The organism is Halobacteriovorax sp. DA5 (genome assembly GCF_002903145.1).
GTDB lineage: Bacteria > Bdellovibrionota > Bacteriovoracia > Bacteriovoracales > Bacteriovoracaceae > Halobacteriovorax_A.
In genome coordinates this window covers 21,157-39,004 of the sequence record NZ_PPDJ01000008.1, presented here as the reverse complement: position 1 = coordinate 39,004, position 17,848 = coordinate 21,157, and the positions used below count along the sequence as shown (strand labels likewise).

Here is a 17,848-nt window from a genome sequence, read left to right as displayed (position 1 = left end):
CATGATAGACTTTTTCTATGAAAAGTCTCAAAACAATTATTTTAATCTTAAGCTGTTTTTTATCAATTACTACCCTAGCTAAAGTAGCTGCAAAAGAAGTCTTTAAAACAAATGACATTATTTGGGGACTTACTTTTATCAATGAAAATGAAATTCTTTTCACTGAAAGAGGTGGAAAGATCAAGTATCATAACTTTGAAACTAAACAAACAAAAGACTTACTCGCTCCTAGTGTGAAGGCCCGTGGCCAAGGTGGAATGCTAGATATTGTCTATAAAAAAATAGGTGATAAGTCCTATGCATATTTCACATATTCTTCTGAAGTTAAAGGGGCCGTTGTTACAACTTTAGCTCGTGCGCAATACTCTAATGCTCAACTGAAAAAGTCTGAAGTTCTTTTAGAAACTAAGATTATAAGTGATACGACTCGCCACTTCGGTTCACGTTTATTATTTAAAGGTAACTTTTTATTTATGACTGTAGGAGATCGCGGAGAAAGAAAATATGCACAAGATCTCTCTTATCATAATGGTAAAATTCTTCGTTTAAATTTTGATGGTAGTGCTGCAAAAGGAAACCCATTTGAGAATAAAAGTGGTGCCCTAAAAGAAATTTGGAGTTATGGACATCGCAATCCACAGGGCATTGGGATGAACCAGAAAGGAGATGTCTTTAGCTGTGAGTTTGGGCCGCGTGGTGGCGATGAACTCAATCTAGTAAAACCTGGGCTTAATTATGGATGGCCAGTAATTACATATGGAAAAGAATATTGGGGCCCAAGCATTGGTGAAGAGAAGAAGAAGGGAATGGAGCAGCCCCTTGTGCACTGGACACCAAGTATCTCGCCATCTGGTATGGTTGTATATGAAGGAAATAAATATAAGGACTGGCAAGGAGATATCTTTTTAGCGGCCTTGGGAAGTGAGCATCTCAGAAGGCTTAAAATGGATGGTAATAAGGTTATTGCACAAGAAAGCTATCTTGAGGAGCTTGAAGAAAGGATGCGCCAGATAGCTATTTCACCGGCCGGAGAGCTCTATTTAACGACTGATTCGGGTAAGATACTAAAGGTTGTAAGGTAAGTGTTAAAAATCTAGACAGCAACGAAAAATCGTATACATCTTAAACATTTACTAGTGTTTAAGTTGTTGAAAACACAAGTCCTTTTGTTGGCATACATCATGCATTGAATATAGTGACTACAAAAGGAGAAGTATTATGAAAAAGTTATTTTTATTATCTGTACTAACACTACTATCAGCTCAGGTGTTTGCCGGAGTAAAAGAAGCATCGACTAATACATCTGATGATTCTATTTGTGAAACGAGGGGACTAAACCTCAAACAAAAAATGCAAGAAATTGATGAGTTAATTGCGAGTTCTGGTGGGACAGTTGAAAGAGAGACTGAGTCAAAGTCGATCAATCAATAATCTATTCACTTTCTCGTAATACTTTTAAAAGGGCCTCACGTTCTTCAACAGTGTACTCACCATGTTGATAGTCATCGAGAGCGTCGAGGTCCTGAGCTTTCTTTGCGACAGGCTTCGCAAACCCAGAAGATTCTCGTTTAACATAATCCACTTTTTTTGCAGTATTATTGAATAGCTTTACAGTTATTTCTTTACCTTCACTAAGGCTAGTACTTAGGTAAAAAGCTATCGTTGAGTAAACTTTTTGAGTATAAGGCTTCAAAGGTTTATTTACACTATCAAATACTGTTGAACTTTTAGAAACTGGAAAAGCTAAAATAAGAAAACTAATTGTGAAATAAATTAAAAACCTAAACATTAAATTAACTCGCTTTTTCTGATGCTATATCGTGAGTCAACTTGTCAACTGCTCTAAGTAGATCTTCACGCTTAAATGGCTTTACTAAGAAGTCTTGCGCTCCAGATGAAATCGCTTCAATACAAACAGATTCAATATCAAGTGAAGACATCATCATAATTTTTGCATTAGGGAAGTTATTTGCTACTGATTCAGCTAGTTCTAGGCCACTAATTTCAGGCATAATAACATCAATGATAAATAGAGTTGGCGAAACGTCAAAAGATAGTTTTAGCGCTTCCTGTGCATTTCCAACACAGCCAACGACCTCATATCCTTCTTGCTCTAAAATATCTTTAACAGAAGTTCTAGAGATCTCAGAGTCATCAACAATCATTACTTTCATTTCTTCTTTTCCCATATACATTCCATTTTAAGTTAATGTTGGATAAAAAAAAAGAGGGCCTTGTTGGCCCTCATTATTTAAGCGGCAACGCCTGCTTTTCTTTTTTCTTGATGTTTTTCGTCCACTTTTTTCATTTGAACTTCTTTCTTGTAACCTGCCCAATCTACTAGAGCGATATCAAGAACTTCATCAATTGTTTTAACAGGAACAAAATTAATCTGTTCTCTTAGGTTTTCAGGGATATCAACAAGATCTTTCTTGTTGCCCCATGGGATAACAACTGTTGAGATACCCATTCTAAGAGCAGCTAATGCTTTTTCTTTTAGTCCACCAATTGGAAGAACTTTACCTGTTAAAGTAATCTCACCAGTCATTGCAACATCACGACTTACTGGAACGCCTGTACAATTTGATACTAGGGCAGTTGCTAGCGTGATACCTGCAGAAGGTCCATCTTTTGGAGTGGCTCCAGCTGGTAAGTGTACGTGAAACTCGTGGTTTTCAAAAATATCTTCATCAATTCCCATGTAAAGTGCACGTGATCTGATGTAGTTAATTGCTGTTTTTGCAGACTCTTTCATTACGTCACCAAGTTGACCTGTAAGAGTTAGTCCTTGTCCTTTCATCTTTGTTGTTTCGATGTAAAGAACTTCACCACCATGAGATGTCCAAGCTAGACCAGTTGACACTCCAACTTCATCCTCATCTTTGTGATCTTCTTTTACGAAGATTGGTGGACCAAGGTATTTAACAACAGTATCTTTCACGATGTGTGTTTTTCCCATATCGCCTTTTGCAATTTTCATTGCAACTTTACGACATAGTGTACCGATTCTTCTTTCTAGATTACGAAGGCCCGCTTCAGATGTGTAGTGCTCGATAACACTCTCAACACCTTCATCAGTAAATACTACGTGCTCATCATTGATACCATTTTCATCCATTTGCTTTGGAATGATATATCTCTTAGAGATTTCAACTTTTTCTTCTCTTGTGTAACCAGATAGATTGATTACTTCCATACGATCTCTTAATGGACCTGGAATATTTTCAAGCATATTTGAAGTCGCAATAAACATACAGTTTGAAAGATCAAATGGTACGTTTAGGTAGTGATCTCTAAACTCTACATTTTGTTCAGGATCAAGTACTTCAAGTAGAGCTGCAGATGGATCACCTTTGTAGTCACCAGATAGCTTGTCGATTTCGTCAAGTAGAACAACAGGGTTGTTTGTTTTTGCTTGCTTCATCGCTTGGATAAAACGACCTGGCATTGCTCCAACATATGTTCTTCTATGACCTCTAATCTCTGCTTCATCTTTAACACCACCAAGAGAAATTCTTACAAACTCTCTTCCCGTAGCACGAGCAATTGACTTCCCAAGTGAAGTTTTACCAACACCAGGAGGACCTTGGAAACATAGGATTGGTCCTTTCATATCATCACCCTTAAGTTGTCTAACTGCTAGGTGCTCAAGAATTCTTTCTTTGATTTGAGTAAGTTCAAAGTGATCTTCATCAAGAATCTCAAGAGCTGAGTCAAGATCAATATGCTCTTCAGATTTTTTACTCCATGGAAGGTCACACATCCACTCAATATAATTTCTCATGATGCTTGCTTCAGATGAATCTGGGTGCATCTTCTCTAGACGTGCCAGTTGCTTTGTCGTTTCTTTAAGAACTTCTTCTGGCATACCTGCTTCTTCAACTCTTTTCTTGAATTCTGCGAATTCATCTTGCTCTGAAGAACCATCACCAAGTTCTGATTTAATTGCCTTGATCTGTTCCTTAAGGAATACATCTCTTTGATTTGCACTTTCAGTTGAAGAGTTTGTCTTCATCTTCTGTTGCATCATTAGGATTTCTAATTCACGATTTAGAATATCATTGATTGCGTGTAGGCGATCAACTGGATCTAATGTTTCAAGAATTGTTTGTGCTTCAGAAACGTGTAGATTTAAGTTTGATGCAATTAAATCCGCTAGTCTTGAGGCATCTGTAATATCTTCTAGAACCATTAAGATATCTGGAGAAAGAACTTTTCCGAGTTGAATAACTTTTTCAAGTTGTTCTTTAATAGTTCTCATAAGTGCAGTCGTTGCAATATTAGAGCTATCAGTCGTAATATCTTCAACCTTTTCAACTTTAGTAATATAGAAAGGTGATTGTTGTTCAAATGAAGTAATTCTAGCTTTTGATAAACCTTGAACTAGAATTTTGATTCTTCCATCAGGAAGTTTTCTCATTCTCATGATCATGGCAACAGTACCAAGTTCATAAATCTCTTCTGGTGCAGGATGTTCCGCAACAATATCTTTCTGACTCGAAAGTAGAATCAGACGATCTGAATGATTAATAGCGTGGTCAATAGCTTTGATTGATGCTTCTCTACCAACAAATAGAGGTAAAATCATAAATGGATAAATAACTAAGTCTCGGATTGGTAAGAGGGCCAATTCTTCCTTAAACTCAATGTTCTCACCCTCGTAATTTGTAACCATAAATCTTTCCTCCAACAGGTCGGCGCAATATAGGCAATTTGTTCTTAATTAACATCGGGCAATAAAAAAAACTCTTTAATAAAAAGAGCGAAAATGCGTGATTTTTTTGAGTTTTTTAACTGATTTTTTTGCTATGATTTAGTTAATGTGTTGTAATCGCATAGAGTGAAAAGAGACCGATATAGTCGGTTATTAGGAGTTTTTATATGTCACAGAAGACAACGAAGAAAGTTGCGGTAGTTGTATTAGCTGCAGGTAAGGGAACAAGACTTAAAATGGATATTCCAAAACCTCTTGCACCTTTACACCAAAATACTTTAGTCGATTATGTCATCGAAACATTTAAAGATTTTGGAGATATCACTTTAGTTACTGGTCATCAACGTGAACTTGTTGAAGAACATGTTAATGAACGCTTTACAGGTATAAATTACGTTTATCAAAAAGAGCAATTAGGGACAGGGCATGCCGTTCAGACTTATTTGAAGGATTTTGAAAACTCTCGTGGCTATGATTATACAATTGTGACATGTGCAGATACACCATTAATTACAAAAGAAACAATTAACGCTCTCATTGAAGAGATTGAGAAAGGTTCAAATGCAGTTTGTGCAACTTTTTCAGCAAGTAATCCTACAGGTTACGGAAGAATTATTCGTAAGGGGACAGGCTTTCAGATTGTTGAAGAAAAAGATGCAACTGAAGAGCAAAGACTTGTGACAGAAGTTAACTCGGGTCTTTATATTTTTAAAACACTTTATTTAATGGATCATGTATTCAATCTTTCTGATAATAATAAGTCAGGTGAGTTTTACCTTACGGATACCTTTAACCCTGAAGCCAATGTAACTCCACTTCTTTTTGAAGATGCTCGTGAGTTTTTAGGTGTAAATAACCTTATTCAACTTTCAGATGCAGATATTTATCTAAGGCGCTCAATTGCTCGTTTCCTGATGTTAGAAGCGGGAGTGCGTTTCTCAGATCCTTCGCATACTTACTGTTATTCTAAAAATATTGGACAAGGAACACAACTTTATCAAAATGCTTTTATCGATGACAAAACAGTGATTGGAAAAAATGTAGTGATTGAGCAAGGTGTAACAATTAAGAATTCAATCATTGAAGATGGAGCCATTATTAAGGCCAATTCATATATTACAGATTCAAAAGTTTCAAAAGGCGCTTCAATTGGACCGATGGCGCAGCTTCGTCCAGGAAGTGATATTGGTGAAGGTGCAAAAATTGGAAACTTTGTCGAAATAAAAAAATCTAAGATTGGTAAAAAGTCAGCTGTTTCACACTTAAGCTATGCAGGAGATGCTGAAATTGGCGACAATGTAAATATTGGTTGTGGCTTCATTACTTGTAATTACGACGGGGCCAATAAGCACAAAACAATTATTGGTGATGGATCTTTTATTGGATCAGATTCACAAATGATTGCACCTATTGAGATTGGTAAAGAATGCTATGTTGCATCAGGTTCAACAATTAGCAAAAGTATGCCAGATGGATCATTTGCAATTGCCAGAGGGCGTCAAGAGACGAAAGAAGGAATGGCAAGGCGTTTCATTAGGAAAAAAAGCGACAAATAGGCTCGCAAAAATTTTATTTTCGCCCGCATAATGGTATCTTTCTTTAATTAGTATTTTTTAAACATATAAGGAAGTGACTATGTGCGGAATTGTTGGGCATCTTGGGCCATCAAATTCAGTTGACGTTGTTCTAGAAGGACTTAGAAGATTAGAGTACCGTGGGTACGATTCAGCTGGAGTTAGTTTCATCAGCAAAAATGATGAGCTTCTCGTTTATAAAAAAGAAGGAAAAATTGGAAACCTTGAAGCTGAGCTTGAAGGTAAAGATATTCATGCAAGATCTTGTATTGGGCACACTCGTTGGGCCACTCACGGTGGTGTAACAGATTACAATGCGCACCCACACGTTTCGACTAAAGATGGAATTGCGATGGTTCACAATGGAATCATTGAAAATGCCAATGAAATTAGAAACGAACTTAAAGAACAAGGGATTTATTTCGAATCAGAAACTGACTCGGAAACATTTCTTGGGCTTTTAATTTTTCATAAACGCCAAGGTACTCCAATCAAAGAAGCTGTAATTAAATCATTTGAAAGAATTGAAGGATTTTCTGCATTTGTTGTATTAAATCGTGAAACAGATGAAATCTTTGCAATTAAAAAAGGTGCTCCATTAGTATGTGGAAGTAATGAAGTAAATTCTGAAGTATTTGTTTCAAGTGATCCATATGCTCTTGCTGGTATGGCCACTCGAATTTACTTCCCTGAAGATAATGTTCTTTGTCACCTAAGTGTAAAAAATAATCAGCTATTAAATTTTTATGAGCTTGATGGATCTAAGACTCATCGTTATATGTCAAAAGAGCAAACGATCGATCACGATCCTGCATCTAAAGGTGATTTTGAGCACTATATGCTTAAAGAAATTCACGAACAGCCTGAGTTAATTCGTTCTCTAACTCAATATTACTTTCAAGGTGAAGGAAAAGAGAGTTTAGAGTCAGCAATTAAACTACCAATGGATGCAATTAGTATTACAGCTTGTGGTACTGCTTACTATGCTGGTCTTGTAATTAAAGATTACTTCGAATCAAATAATCGCATTAGATGTTTTACAGAAGTTGCAAGTGAGTTCCGCTACCGCAATCCAATTCTTAGTCAAAATGAACTAGCAATGTTCATCTCTCAGTCTGGTGAAACAGCAGATACTTTAGCTGCGCAAACGATGTGTAAAGAGAAAGGAATGAAATCACTTTCAATTGTAAACACTGAAGGATCTACTCTTTATCGTGACTGTGATGTGAATCTTATGATTCGCGCAGGTGTTGAGATTGGTGTTGCTTCAACAAAGGCATTTACTCAACAAGTATTAACTGGAAAGACTCTTTCAGAAGTTATTTCTAATGGTGGTATGTCTGATGATTTAAGAAACTCTCTTTCTTCACGCTATAGTCTTCTTGCTGAAAGAGTTGAGCAACTTTTAGATAATACAAAACCAATTAAAGATGTTGCTGATGCAATTTATAAGTATAAAGGTTTCTTCTATACTGGTCGTGGAGCATATTTTCCAATTGCCCTAGAAGGAGCACTAAAGCTCAAAGAAATCGCTTACGTTCACGCCGAAGGTTATGCTTCAGGTGAGTTAAAGCATGGTCCAATTGCTCTTATTGATGAAGAGAAAGTTAACGTTGCCCTAGTCGGTGAAGATTTATTTGAAAAAACAGTTTCGAATATTCAAGAAATTAAGGCACGTAAAGGTCTTATTGTTTCAATTGGTCCAAAAGGTAAGGAAGATTTAAGAGAGATCTCTGATCACTATATTGAATTAGACTTTGACGGGCTTGGAGACTTGGCACCACTTTACGTAAACGTAGTAAACCAACTTCTTGCTTATTATATTGCGAAGAATTTAGGGACAGATATTGATAAGCCAAGAAACCTGGCAAAGTCAGTTACTGTTGAATAAAAAGAAAAGAGTAAATAGGAATTTTAATGAAGTTAGACCACCTCAATATTCAACAACGTCAAGCCGTTAAAGAGATTGATGGACCAATGATGATCCTTGCTGGTGCAGGATCTGGAAAAACGAGAACTCTTGTTACAAAGATTGCGTATCTTTTAGAAGAGAAGAATATTTCTCCATTTCAACTATTGGCACTTACTTTCTCAAATAAAGCCGCTAAAGAAATGCGAGATCGTGTCGGACGTGATGTAAGTTGTGATGTTGGTGCTCTTCAAGTTACTACTTTCCACTCTTTTTGTGCAAAAATGCTAAGGTCTGAGGCAAATTACTTAGGCCTTAGTAGAAATTTTACGATTTATGATACTAGTGAGCAAAAAAGTGTTGTTAAAGCGATTTTAAATCGACGTGGAATTTCGCAAAAAGAAACTTCTCCATTTGAAGTTTTATATTTTATTGAAGACCTAAAAAATCACGGTCATTATCCTGATCGTGATATTTCAGATAAAGATTATGAAGTAGAAAGTGATGATATTTTCTACGATATGTATCTTGAATACGAAAAAGAGTTGCACAAAGCTAACGCCACTGACTTCGGTGGCCTTATTTCTGGTGTTATTCAATTATTTGAAAAATTTCCAGAAGTACTCGAAAGATATCAAGAGCGTTTTCGTTATATTCTTGTCGACGAGTATCAGGATACGAACCGTGCCCAATTCGACCTAGTCACAAAACTAGCAAAGAAAAGAAGGAATATTTGTGTTGTTGGGGATGAAGATCAATCGATCTATTCTTGGCGTGGAGCGGATATTCGAAACATCTTAGACTTTGAAGAAGTTTATAGTGATGCTCAAATTTTAAAGTTGGAACAAAATTACCGTTCTTCTAAAAATATTATTGAAGCAGCAGGAGCTGTAATTGCACGAAATACTCAGCGTAAAGGCAAGAGTATGTGGACTGATAATCCAGAAGGTGAATCAATTGAGATCGTTGAGTGCTCTAGTGATAGAGAAGAATCTGATTTTGTCGCTGAACAATTAATCCATCATCATAGTGAAGATGGAGTCAATTACGATGAAATGGCCGTCTTCTATCGTACGAATTCTCAGTCGAGACAAATTGAAGATGCACTTAGAAAATCAAATATCCCATATCGAGTTGTTGGTGGGATTAAGTTTTACGAAAGAAAAGAAATTAAAGATCTAATTGCTTATATTAGACTTCTTGTTAATGACAAGGACTCGCTAGCATTAAGTCGAATTATCAATGTACCAACTCGTGGAATTGGTGCCACAACTTTAAGAAAGATTGAAGAGGAGGCGATTAAGTCAGATAGTTCTCTTTGGGAAGTTGTGAATAGAGTTGTGGATAACCCAGAAGATTTTAAACATATAAGGCTTTCGTCTCGAGTTAAGTCTTCACTGTCTCAATTTGTACATCTCATTACTGAAGCTAAAGTAGCTCATGATGAGGGGGAAGCATTAGAGACCGTTTATGAAAAGCTCCTTTATGAATCTGGTTATTGGGAAATGCTTCGAGCTGCAAAGGACTATGAGTCTCAAGCTCGAATGGAAAACCTTGAAGAGCTTGGAAGTGCATTTACACAATTTGAGGATCAGAACCCTAACGGACGTTTCGGAGCATTTCTAGAAACGATAACTCTTGATAACTCAGCAATTGGACAAGAAGAAGAGAATCAAGGCGAAGTTTCTTTAATGACGATTCACGGAGCAAAAGGGCTTGAGTTTGAATATGTCTTTGTGACAGGAGTTGAAGAGACTGTTTTTCCAAGTTATCAATCGATTGAAAATGGAGAAACAGCAATAGAGGAGGAGCGTCGACTTTTCTACGTTGCGATGACAAGAGCGATGAAGAGACTTTATATTACATTTGCCCAAGGTCGAATGTTATTTGGTCAGCTACGCTTTAATGGCTTCAGTCGATTTATCCAAGAAATACCGAATAAATTTTATATATGGAAAAAGCTAGGTGGTGGACGCCAACAATCAATGGATGATGATTGGGACGATCTATGCGATCCAGTTTACGATGATGAACCAGTTTACCGAGTTGAAAAATCGCCAAGTATAAGTGCAAAAAAAGTAACTTATCCTAAGGGTTCAAGGATTGTTCACTCTCTTTATGGAGAAGGAACGGTTTTAGAATGTATCGGACCTTCAGGAGATGAAAAGGTAACGATTAAATTTAATGACGGTGCACAAAAGAAATTTATGGCAAAGTTTGCGCCACTGACTTTAATCTAAAATACCATTGGAGGGTATGTGAAAACTAAGTCACCATTAAAAATAATTTTTTTATTTTTAGCGTTTCTAATTGTTTTTTCTGCAATTATTTTAATTGTTGCTAAACGAAACTTAAAACCAGATGCAATTAGACAAGCCTTTACAACACAGCTGCAAAAAACATTACCTAATGCGGAAGTTTTAACGCAGTCTCTAGACTATTCCCTAGGCCTTAACTCTAAAGTGAATATTAGAGGAGTTGATATTCTCTATCCTCATGGTGGAAGAAAACTACCTCTATGCTCATTTGAAAATCTTCAAATAGAGATTCCATTTTGGACGATGTTAATGGGTTACGGAACAATTTCTGTTAATATTGATAATCCTAAAGTTAGCTATATAGAATTTAAGAAGGGATCAAATTGGGAAAACTCTTTTGCCTCAAAAGCAGTTGTAAGCTTTGAGCAGGAAGATAAAAAATCAATCAAGATAAAAGAAGAAAGTGAAGATAATGGCCCTGGTCTGGCCGTCTTAAGTTTTTTCTCTGACGCCTCACTAAACTTTAACGTAACAAATATTAATGCAAATTATGCATTAAGAGATAGTGGTTTTGGTGAAGTAAAAATTGAAAAACTTGCTTTAAGAGATATTGGTTTTAATACAACTTCTGTTTTTGAACTTAAGTCTCACTTCATTCTTTCGAAAGGAAAAACAAATGAAACATCATTTGACCTTCTCATTATTGGAGAGACGGTACTAGATAGATGGTTAGAAGAGAAAAAACTGAACTTTAATGCCGAAGTTGATATTAATAACATAAAGTCGAATCTAATTGTTAAGCCATTAAAAAAATTCTCTGTAAAAATGGACGGTGATGTTGAAAAGAAATTGATGTCTTCAAAGGTTGTGGTTGCTCTGGAAGAACATCAGTTCATGAAATCGAAATTAGACTACGACTTAGAAAAGGGAATATTAAAGTTACATAATATAAATTTAGAAAGTAATCTTGAAAATATTGTTTCTTATTTTGTAAATGTTGCAGATTATGGCGTTAAAATTAAAGATGGCAATCTGAGAGTTGAGGGAAGCATCACTTCGAAAAATGAGAAGCTATTCCCAAGTCTTACAACGACAGTTGATAGCAATCTCGTTGCACTTGGAATTCCTGTAAATGTTAATGTGAAAAATAATCTCAATAGCAAGCAAATCCGATCTGCAATTGAGTTGAAGTTATTGGAAGGTATTGTAAAAGTAGGTCAGTCTACACCTTTTGTTTTAGGAGTTGACCGTTTCGATTATTTAAAAACTTCTACAGTGAATTTACATTTACAAGATATTCAAATTCCGACAGAAATTAAAGAAAAGATGCCGGAACATAAAACGGTTCGAGATGTCGAAGAAAAAGATGAGAATACTGATATTGATATTTCTAGTACAAGTGGTGAGGTATTTTCAAACTATCCTGTAAAATCAAAGATTAAATTCTCGAATGTTATTTTAGGTGAATCACCGATTAATGGTCAGTTAGGTATAAGTGTAAATAGAAAGAAATTAAGTATTTCTACAAATAGGCTTAAACTTGGGACTGCTCCTTTGAATCTGAATCTTGAGTCTGAGATTCATAAGAAGGGAAAAACTACTGAACTAAAAGCTTCATTCACTGACGTTGATATTGTAAGCGCTGCTCTTTTTATTCCAAAAGGTATTGTTAAATCAATTGAAGGTAAAGCGTCGGGTAATTTAGATGGTAAAATGATTGGTAAAGAGTATGACTTCAATGTCGCTTTAAATATCAAAGAAGCTAAGCTGCATAAAATAAACTTAGGTAAGGTAGTTGGAAACTTATTTCAGAAGCTTGATAAGTTAGCGAGCAAAGATATTACAATTAACGGTGACATTAACGAAGTATCTTTTAATGGACGCCTAGACGATCGCTATCATCAATTTAAAAGTTATAAGGTTATTTTAGATGAAGGAAAATATGCTTTAGAAGGCAATGGGAAAATTGATTTCAAGGCCCCAGGTGAATTACTTGGAGCGGTTGTTGTTAATGAAGAAGAATTAAAGCATGATCTGAATAGAGACTATGGAACAGCTAAAATTCCTTTTCGATTAGAAGGTATTGGGTATGCGCTAAATACTGACTATAAATATACTCTCGAAGAGTTAGCAAAGAGTGCCGCAAAAAATTTATTAAAGAAAGAATCAGATAAAGTCCTTCAAAAAAATAAAGGCAAAATTAAAAAATTATTTAAGGGTATTTTTAAAAATGACTAAAAACTTAATTGCTTCGGTCGATATCGGATCGAACTCTACACTTTTGCTCGTTATTGATCGCGATACAAAGGAAATTGTTCAAGAGTTTTCTACAATTACAGGACTTGGACGAGGTTTAGATAAAGAAGGTGTTTTTCAAGAAAAATCAATGGAAGATACTTTTAAAGCTTTAAAAGAGTATAAAGAGGAATGTCTAAGATTAGGTTGCAAAAATATTATTATTACTGCAACAGAAGCTTCTCGTGTTGCTAAGAATGCACCTGATTTTTTCTCTAGAATTAAGTCTGAACTTGATTTGGATATTGAAATTATATCTGGAGAAGGAGAGGCTTTCTATACTGCTTTTGGTATAAATGAAATGATGAAGAAGAAATCCAAAAAACAACTTATTTTAGATGTTGGTGGAGCTTCTAGTGAATTAATTTTAATAAAGACAAAGCCGTTTGAAATAATTGAAACGGTTTCTTTACCAATTGGTTCAGTTCGAGTTGATGACTGGATTAGAGATGGCCAACTAAGAAATAAAATAGATGAAATTTTTGAAAGCTTTAACCTAGAATCTTATCTTGGACAGGATGTTATTGGTGTTGCTGGAACTCTTACTAGTTTAGCATTAATGTTTTCTGGTGAAGATTCTTATAATGCGGAAGCTATTAATGAATATTCAATTTCATTAGCTGATTTTAATGAAAGTACTGATCGAATACAATTAGTAGATTCGAAAGCTCTTGGAAAACAATTTGCTTTTCTTGGAAAAAGATCAAAAACAATACAGTCTGGAGCGATTTGTGCACAGACTATTCTAAATAAGATTGAAGCGAAGAATATCCATTTTTCAACTTATGGACTTCGTTATGGTACGGCACTTAGAGGAGAGATCGATGACGTTTACCGCGTATGAAACGAGTAAGGTTGAGATTGAAAGCCTACTTTTTAAAGAAAGTGCAAGTGCTGAATTTGTCTTCCTTGTGAAGTCAGGAACGCTTTTAACTGTAAAAGAACAAAGTGGAAGACTTGTACCAACTGGTACTCATAAGAAAGGTGATTTCTTAGGTGTTTCGGGGGGAATCAATCGTAAGGTTTATGATGAGTCTTGTTTTACAATTGAGGATGTTGAAGTCGTCCCAATTCCAATTACAGAAATTTCAAAAATTATCGACTCAAATGAACTGTGGCTTAAAAAAATTGTTAACACAACAATCGATCGTCTTGATAGTGCTATTAATATTTTAGCAGAACATAAAATATTCGATACAACTAAAAGTAGCGACTTTGTTTTTACTGATGAAGTAGAAGCTAAATTTAGGAAGTTAATCAATGAATAGACTATCGTTATTCTTTCTTTGTGCGTTCTTAATAGGATGTAGTGGCAATAATAATGATTGGCATGGTGGAGCTGATGCTAACTCAAATGGAGTTCGCGATGATATTGATAGCTGGATAGAGAAGAAGGCCAATGGAAATGAGAGACTAAAAAATGCTCTTGTTAATCTTGCTAAGATAAATCCTGCCAAGTGTGAATATTCTATTAAGGCAAAATGTCTTGATCAGTTGAGTGAGGATGGAATACTTCTTCAGATAGAGCTATTAGATCTTCAGTTAAATACAAAAGAGTTGAGGGCAGAATTTGAGGGCAATATCAAGAACTGCCCCCAAATCGATGATCGTAAAATTAATTATAAATGTGATTTATAGACTTAGTCGTCCTCTGTTGTTGAGGGCGACAATAGTATCTGTGACACGCTTTCTTGCTCTTTGAATATCGCGTGCTTCATTTGCACCAAGATTTTTTACTAGGTAAGAGTAGGCTTCTTCTGCCGCTTCTCTAGGTAAAATTGTAAGAACTTTCTTTTGAAAAGATTTCTCACATTCTTTAAGTGCAACACCAATCACTGGTGCCTTAATAAATTTAACTACTTGATTTAAGTCGATCTCATCTAGTGCATAGATCGTATCGAAAGTAATACTTTCAGCATAAAGTTCTTTAGCAAGTGTAGGATTTCTCATTTGAATATTTTTCAAAAGAGTCGCCCTTTCATCCGCATTCATAAACTTCAGCATCTCAATAATTTGAGCCTTTCCATTTATAAATACACCACCATTTTGCTTATTAGCTTCCATTTACTTTCCTTTGGGAGATTAAGCCTCTTCCCATTTCATTTTTTCTTTCATGTATTTCTCTCGTGCTTGCTCAAGCGTGTCTTTGTGGGACTCATTCATTTGCGAGATCTGATTATCATGAGTTTCTTTAAGTTCTGCAACTCTGGCCTGATGAGACTTTTTCATATTTTCAAGCTCAAGCTCCATGCGACCATGTTCTTCTTTAACAAGTTCAGTTTGCTTGTCTCTAATTTGCTTTAACTTAAGTTCTGTACTGTTTTCAACACTTTTAATTTCTGTTTCATAGTGTTTGTTGAGTCTTTTTAGGTCTGCAAGATGCTTTTTCTCAGTCTTCTGATACTCCTGAGAGTTCTCAAGCTTTGCCTTCTTTAGTTGATAGGAGTGTCGCTTGTACTCTTGCTGTTTGAATCTCTCTAGCTGTTGGCGATTGATTTCTGTTGACATAAATTACTCTTCTTTGACTAGGACATAAAAGCGTCCTAATATATTTTAGTAAGTATTTAACTGTAAGTGAATGGAGGCAAATATGTCCTTAAATAAAGGCCGTCGCGTATTTTTAGTAGGTGGAAAACGAACACCATTTGGTAAATTTGGTGGTTCTTTAATGGATATTAAGCCAGTTGACTTAGCTATTGCTGCCACAAATTCACTACTTAGTGAAACAGGTGTTAAGGCCGAGCTAATTGATCAGGTAATCCTGGGCAATGTTGTTCCTTCATCAACAGATACTATGTATGGGGGAAGGCATCTCGCTTTAAAAGCCGGCTGCGCTGAAACTACTCCTGGAATTACTATTAATCGACTATGTGGATCGGGTATTCAGGCAATTCTCGATGCTGTTCGCCTAATTAAATTAGAAGAAGCAAGTTGTGTACTTGCTGGTGGAACTGAGAATATGTCGATGGTTCCTCATTTAACTTATGGTTCACGTTTTGGTACGAAATACGGATCATTGAAGAATGTTGATATGCTCCTTGATGCTCTAACTGATCAACATGCAGGTTGCCCAATGGGGATAACTGCAGAAAATCTTGGTTCAAAATATGAGGTGTCTCGTTCGGACTGTGATGAATTCGCACTTTTATCACACCAACGTGCAACTGCAGCTTACGAGGATGGAAAACTTCAAAAAGAAATATGTGAAGTAGAAATTAGAAAAGGTTCAGTTAATAAAGACGAACATTTAAGAGAGGGTGCTTCTCTTGAAGATATGAATAAACTTCGCTCATCTTTTGTAAAAGATGGACTTGTTACTGCAGGTTCTGCTTCTGGTATTGTTGATGGTGCGGCTGTTGCACTTGTGGCAAGTGAAGACTTTGTTAAAGAGCATGGGTTAAAGCCTATTGCTGAAATTATTGATGGTGCAGTCGTTGGTGTTGACCCTACGATAATGGGAATTGGTCCGGTGCCGGCAATTCGTAAACTTTTAGCAGATAATAAGATGGAACTTGATCAAATTGATCTTGTGGAAATAAATGAAGCATTTGCAGCTCAAGCACTTGCTTGTATGAAAGAGCTTGCCCTAGATATAAATAAGGTTAATATTTGGGGGGGAGCGATTGCATTAGGGCATCCTCTTGCGGCATCTGGAACTCGTATTACGACTACTTTGGCAAATCAACTTGCAAGTGAAGGTAAGGAGTATGGAATTGCGAGTGCTTGTATCGGTGGTGGCCAAGGAATTGGTATTTTAATTAAAAGAGTTTAAATGAAAAATATTAACGATGAATTAAAGTTTTTTCATCATGATTATGCATCTTTTCGCGATTGGCTTTGCCTGGATATCCAAAATGTTACTTGGCAAGGAAAGTACCGTGAAGATTTTGAACGTTTTTGGGATGTATTCTTTGATGAAGACTTAACTCTTTTTGAAATTTCAAAAAGATTTTATTATATCATCGACAATATTCACGTAGGTCCACTTGAGTCTTGGTTTACTTGGCTTAGGGATAAATTTATTTGTTTTGTTTTTATTTCTCGAGATATTTCAATTGAAGAGCTTGCTAAAAATTTACACCAAAGTGAGCGTGATACTTCAATTTTACTGCGTAGTTTTTTTGTCGAGGTTTTTCCTCAGCATGAAGATTATATAAATGAGCATTTCACAATTAACGATATTCTTTCTAGGAATCGTGATTTTAGCGCCAATAAGTTAGTTACTGAACTAGGTGTTGATCTGACATTTTCAGGAAGCCATAATCACGAAATCTTAACTTCGATGGAAGTTACTCTCTATCAAGAGTGGATTTATTTTGTAAAAAAAATGGAGAAGGATTTTCGTGGAACAACTTTTAATATCTCAAGGTTAAAACTTAGAGATAATTTAAGTGCGAAAATGCAGAGCCTTGCTCAAGTCTTTGCCTTCATTGGGATCGCAATTTTTCTTGTGTGGGCCATTGAGTTTGCAAATAGAACTTATGAAAAATACTTATCAGATAAGATCAGTGTTTACGAGCCTCAGTTTCGTTGGGAAAATGAAGGTTTAAAGTTCACTGATGAAACAATTGCTGATCAAGAGCAAATTGCACAATTTGAATTAGATATTAAAGATATTGAAAATGTTGATGATACTGAAAACTTCCTAGGGGAAACTTTAGAAGATGAAGAACGTGATGAAGTTGAATCGGAAGTTGTACTAACTTCTATTGATACACTTCCGCGTGATATTTCGTCAGCAGATAGAGAGCAGTCTTCATTTGAAGAAGATATTAAAGGTGGTGGGTATCGTGATAGTCGTTACGGTAACACAAAAGTTTATCGTGTTATGATGAACTCCGCTGATACTGATGATACGAGAAAACGTCTTGGTAAACTTCTCGACCTGTATCAAGTAACTCAAGTTGATAATGTAAAGCCTGGGCTAGCGGTACCTGGTGGTTTCTATTACAACCTTTATGTTCCAAGATCTTACTTGAAAGAATTTATGGCCCAAGTTAAAGGGGATGACTCCGTAATTATTTACGAATCAAGAACTCGAACACGTCGTAACCCACCTGGAAAAAATAAGGTGTTTATTTGGCTTAAGGCTATCTAG

The 17,848-nt window shown here is 35.9% G+C and carries 16 protein-coding genes; 11 read left to right on the top strand and 5 right to left on the bottom strand.

The features are described 5' to 3' along the window. The first annotated feature begins 17 nt into the window (after positions 1 to 17). A complete protein-coding gene (locus C0Z22_RS10955) occupies positions 18 to 1,082 on the top strand; it encodes a PQQ-dependent sugar dehydrogenase (RefSeq protein WP_103218417.1) in 1,065 nt (354 codons plus the stop codon). Positions 1,083 to 1,218: 136 nt separating this feature from the next. After that, the gene (locus tag C0Z22_RS10950; RefSeq protein WP_103218416.1) at positions 1,219 to 1,431 is read left to right on the top strand and encodes a hypothetical protein; all 213 of its coding nucleotides are present in this window, start codon (positions 1,219 to 1,221) and stop codon (positions 1,429 to 1,431) included. A 1-nt stretch (position 1,432) separates the two neighbouring features. Here the strand turns inward: C0Z22_RS10950 and C0Z22_RS10945 are convergent, their stop codons facing one another. The 3 genes from C0Z22_RS10945 to lon all read right to left on the bottom strand — a co-directional run bounded on the left by C0Z22_RS10945 (position 1,433) and on the right by lon (position 4,675). Beyond that, positions 1,433 to 1,789, bottom strand: a complete 357-nt coding sequence (locus C0Z22_RS10945; protein WP_103218415.1) for a hypothetical protein — start codon at positions 1,787 to 1,789, stop codon at positions 1,433 to 1,435. Positions 1,790 to 1,793: 4 nt separating this feature from the next. Next, a complete protein-coding gene (locus C0Z22_RS10940) occupies positions 1,794 to 2,189 on the bottom strand; it encodes a response regulator (protein ID WP_158246902.1) in 396 nt (131 codons plus the stop codon). 62 nt (positions 2,190 to 2,251) lie between these two features. Next, positions 2,252 to 4,675 carry an endopeptidase La gene (gene lon, locus C0Z22_RS10935; RefSeq protein WP_103218413.1) on the bottom strand — a complete coding sequence of 808 codons (2,424 nt, stop codon included), beginning with the start codon at positions 4,673 to 4,675 and terminating at the stop codon, positions 2,252 to 2,254. Between the two features lie 206 nt (positions 4,676 to 4,881). On the opposite strand from lon, the gene glmU reads away from it, so the two are divergent. From glmU to C0Z22_RS10900, 7 genes are all read left to right on the top strand, one after another. Next, positions 4,882 to 6,270, top strand: coding sequence for a bifunctional UDP-N-acetylglucosamine diphosphorylase/glucosamine-1-phosphate N-acetyltransferase GlmU (gene glmU / locus C0Z22_RS10930; protein ID WP_103218412.1), 1,389 nt, complete (start codon positions 4,882 to 4,884; stop codon positions 6,268 to 6,270). A gap of 79 nt (positions 6,271 to 6,349) precedes the next feature. Continuing rightward, positions 6,350 to 8,179: a glutamine--fructose-6-phosphate transaminase (isomerizing) gene (glmS, locus tag C0Z22_RS10925; RefSeq protein WP_103218411.1), complete on the top strand. Its 1,830-nt coding sequence runs from the start codon at positions 6,350 to 6,352 to the stop codon at positions 8,177 to 8,179. Positions 8,180 to 8,205: 26 nt separating this feature from the next. After that, positions 8,206 to 10,437 (top strand): ATP-dependent helicase, encoded by a 2,232-nt coding sequence (locus tag C0Z22_RS10920; protein ID WP_103218410.1) that lies wholly within the window; start codon positions 8,206 to 8,208, stop codon positions 10,435 to 10,437. Between the two features lie 18 nt (positions 10,438 to 10,455). Continuing rightward, entirely contained in the window at positions 10,456 to 12,693 is a 2,238-nt protein-coding gene (locus C0Z22_RS10915; RefSeq protein WP_103218409.1) for a hypothetical protein, read from the top strand. Continuing rightward, positions 12,686 to 13,594: a hypothetical protein gene (locus tag C0Z22_RS10910; protein WP_103218408.1), complete on the top strand. Its 909-nt coding sequence runs from the start codon at positions 12,686 to 12,688 to the stop codon at positions 13,592 to 13,594. Before C0Z22_RS10915 ends, C0Z22_RS10910 begins: the two co-directional genes overlap by 8 nt. Further along, entirely contained in the window at positions 13,575 to 14,018 is a 444-nt protein-coding gene (locus C0Z22_RS10905) for a cyclic nucleotide-binding domain-containing protein (RefSeq protein WP_158246901.1), read from the top strand. Before C0Z22_RS10910 ends, C0Z22_RS10905 begins: the two co-directional genes overlap by 20 nt. Further along, positions 14,011 to 14,388 (top strand): hypothetical protein, encoded by a 378-nt coding sequence (locus C0Z22_RS10900; protein ID WP_103218406.1) that lies wholly within the window; start codon positions 14,011 to 14,013, stop codon positions 14,386 to 14,388. The genes C0Z22_RS10905 and C0Z22_RS10900 overlap by 8 nt, the downstream gene beginning before the upstream one ends. Here C0Z22_RS10900 and C0Z22_RS10895 read toward each other — a convergent pair. Next, a complete protein-coding gene (locus C0Z22_RS10895) occupies positions 14,383 to 14,814 on the bottom strand; it encodes a FliG C-terminal domain-containing protein (protein WP_103218405.1) in 432 nt (143 codons plus the stop codon). The genes C0Z22_RS10900 and C0Z22_RS10895 overlap by 6 nt on opposite strands. 18 nt (positions 14,815 to 14,832) lie before the next feature. Further along, positions 14,833 to 15,258, bottom strand: a complete 426-nt coding sequence (locus C0Z22_RS10890; RefSeq protein ID WP_103218404.1) for a hypothetical protein — start codon at positions 15,256 to 15,258, stop codon at positions 14,833 to 14,835. Positions 15,259 to 15,340: 82 nt separating this feature from the next. Between C0Z22_RS10890 and C0Z22_RS10885 the strand changes: the two genes are divergently transcribed. Beyond that, positions 15,341 to 16,522, top strand: a complete 1,182-nt coding sequence (locus C0Z22_RS10885; protein WP_103218403.1) for a thiolase family protein — start codon at positions 15,341 to 15,343, stop codon at positions 16,520 to 16,522. Then, entirely contained in the window at positions 16,523 to 17,848 is a 1,326-nt protein-coding gene (locus C0Z22_RS10880; RefSeq protein WP_103218402.1) for a hypothetical protein, read from the top strand. It begins immediately after the preceding gene.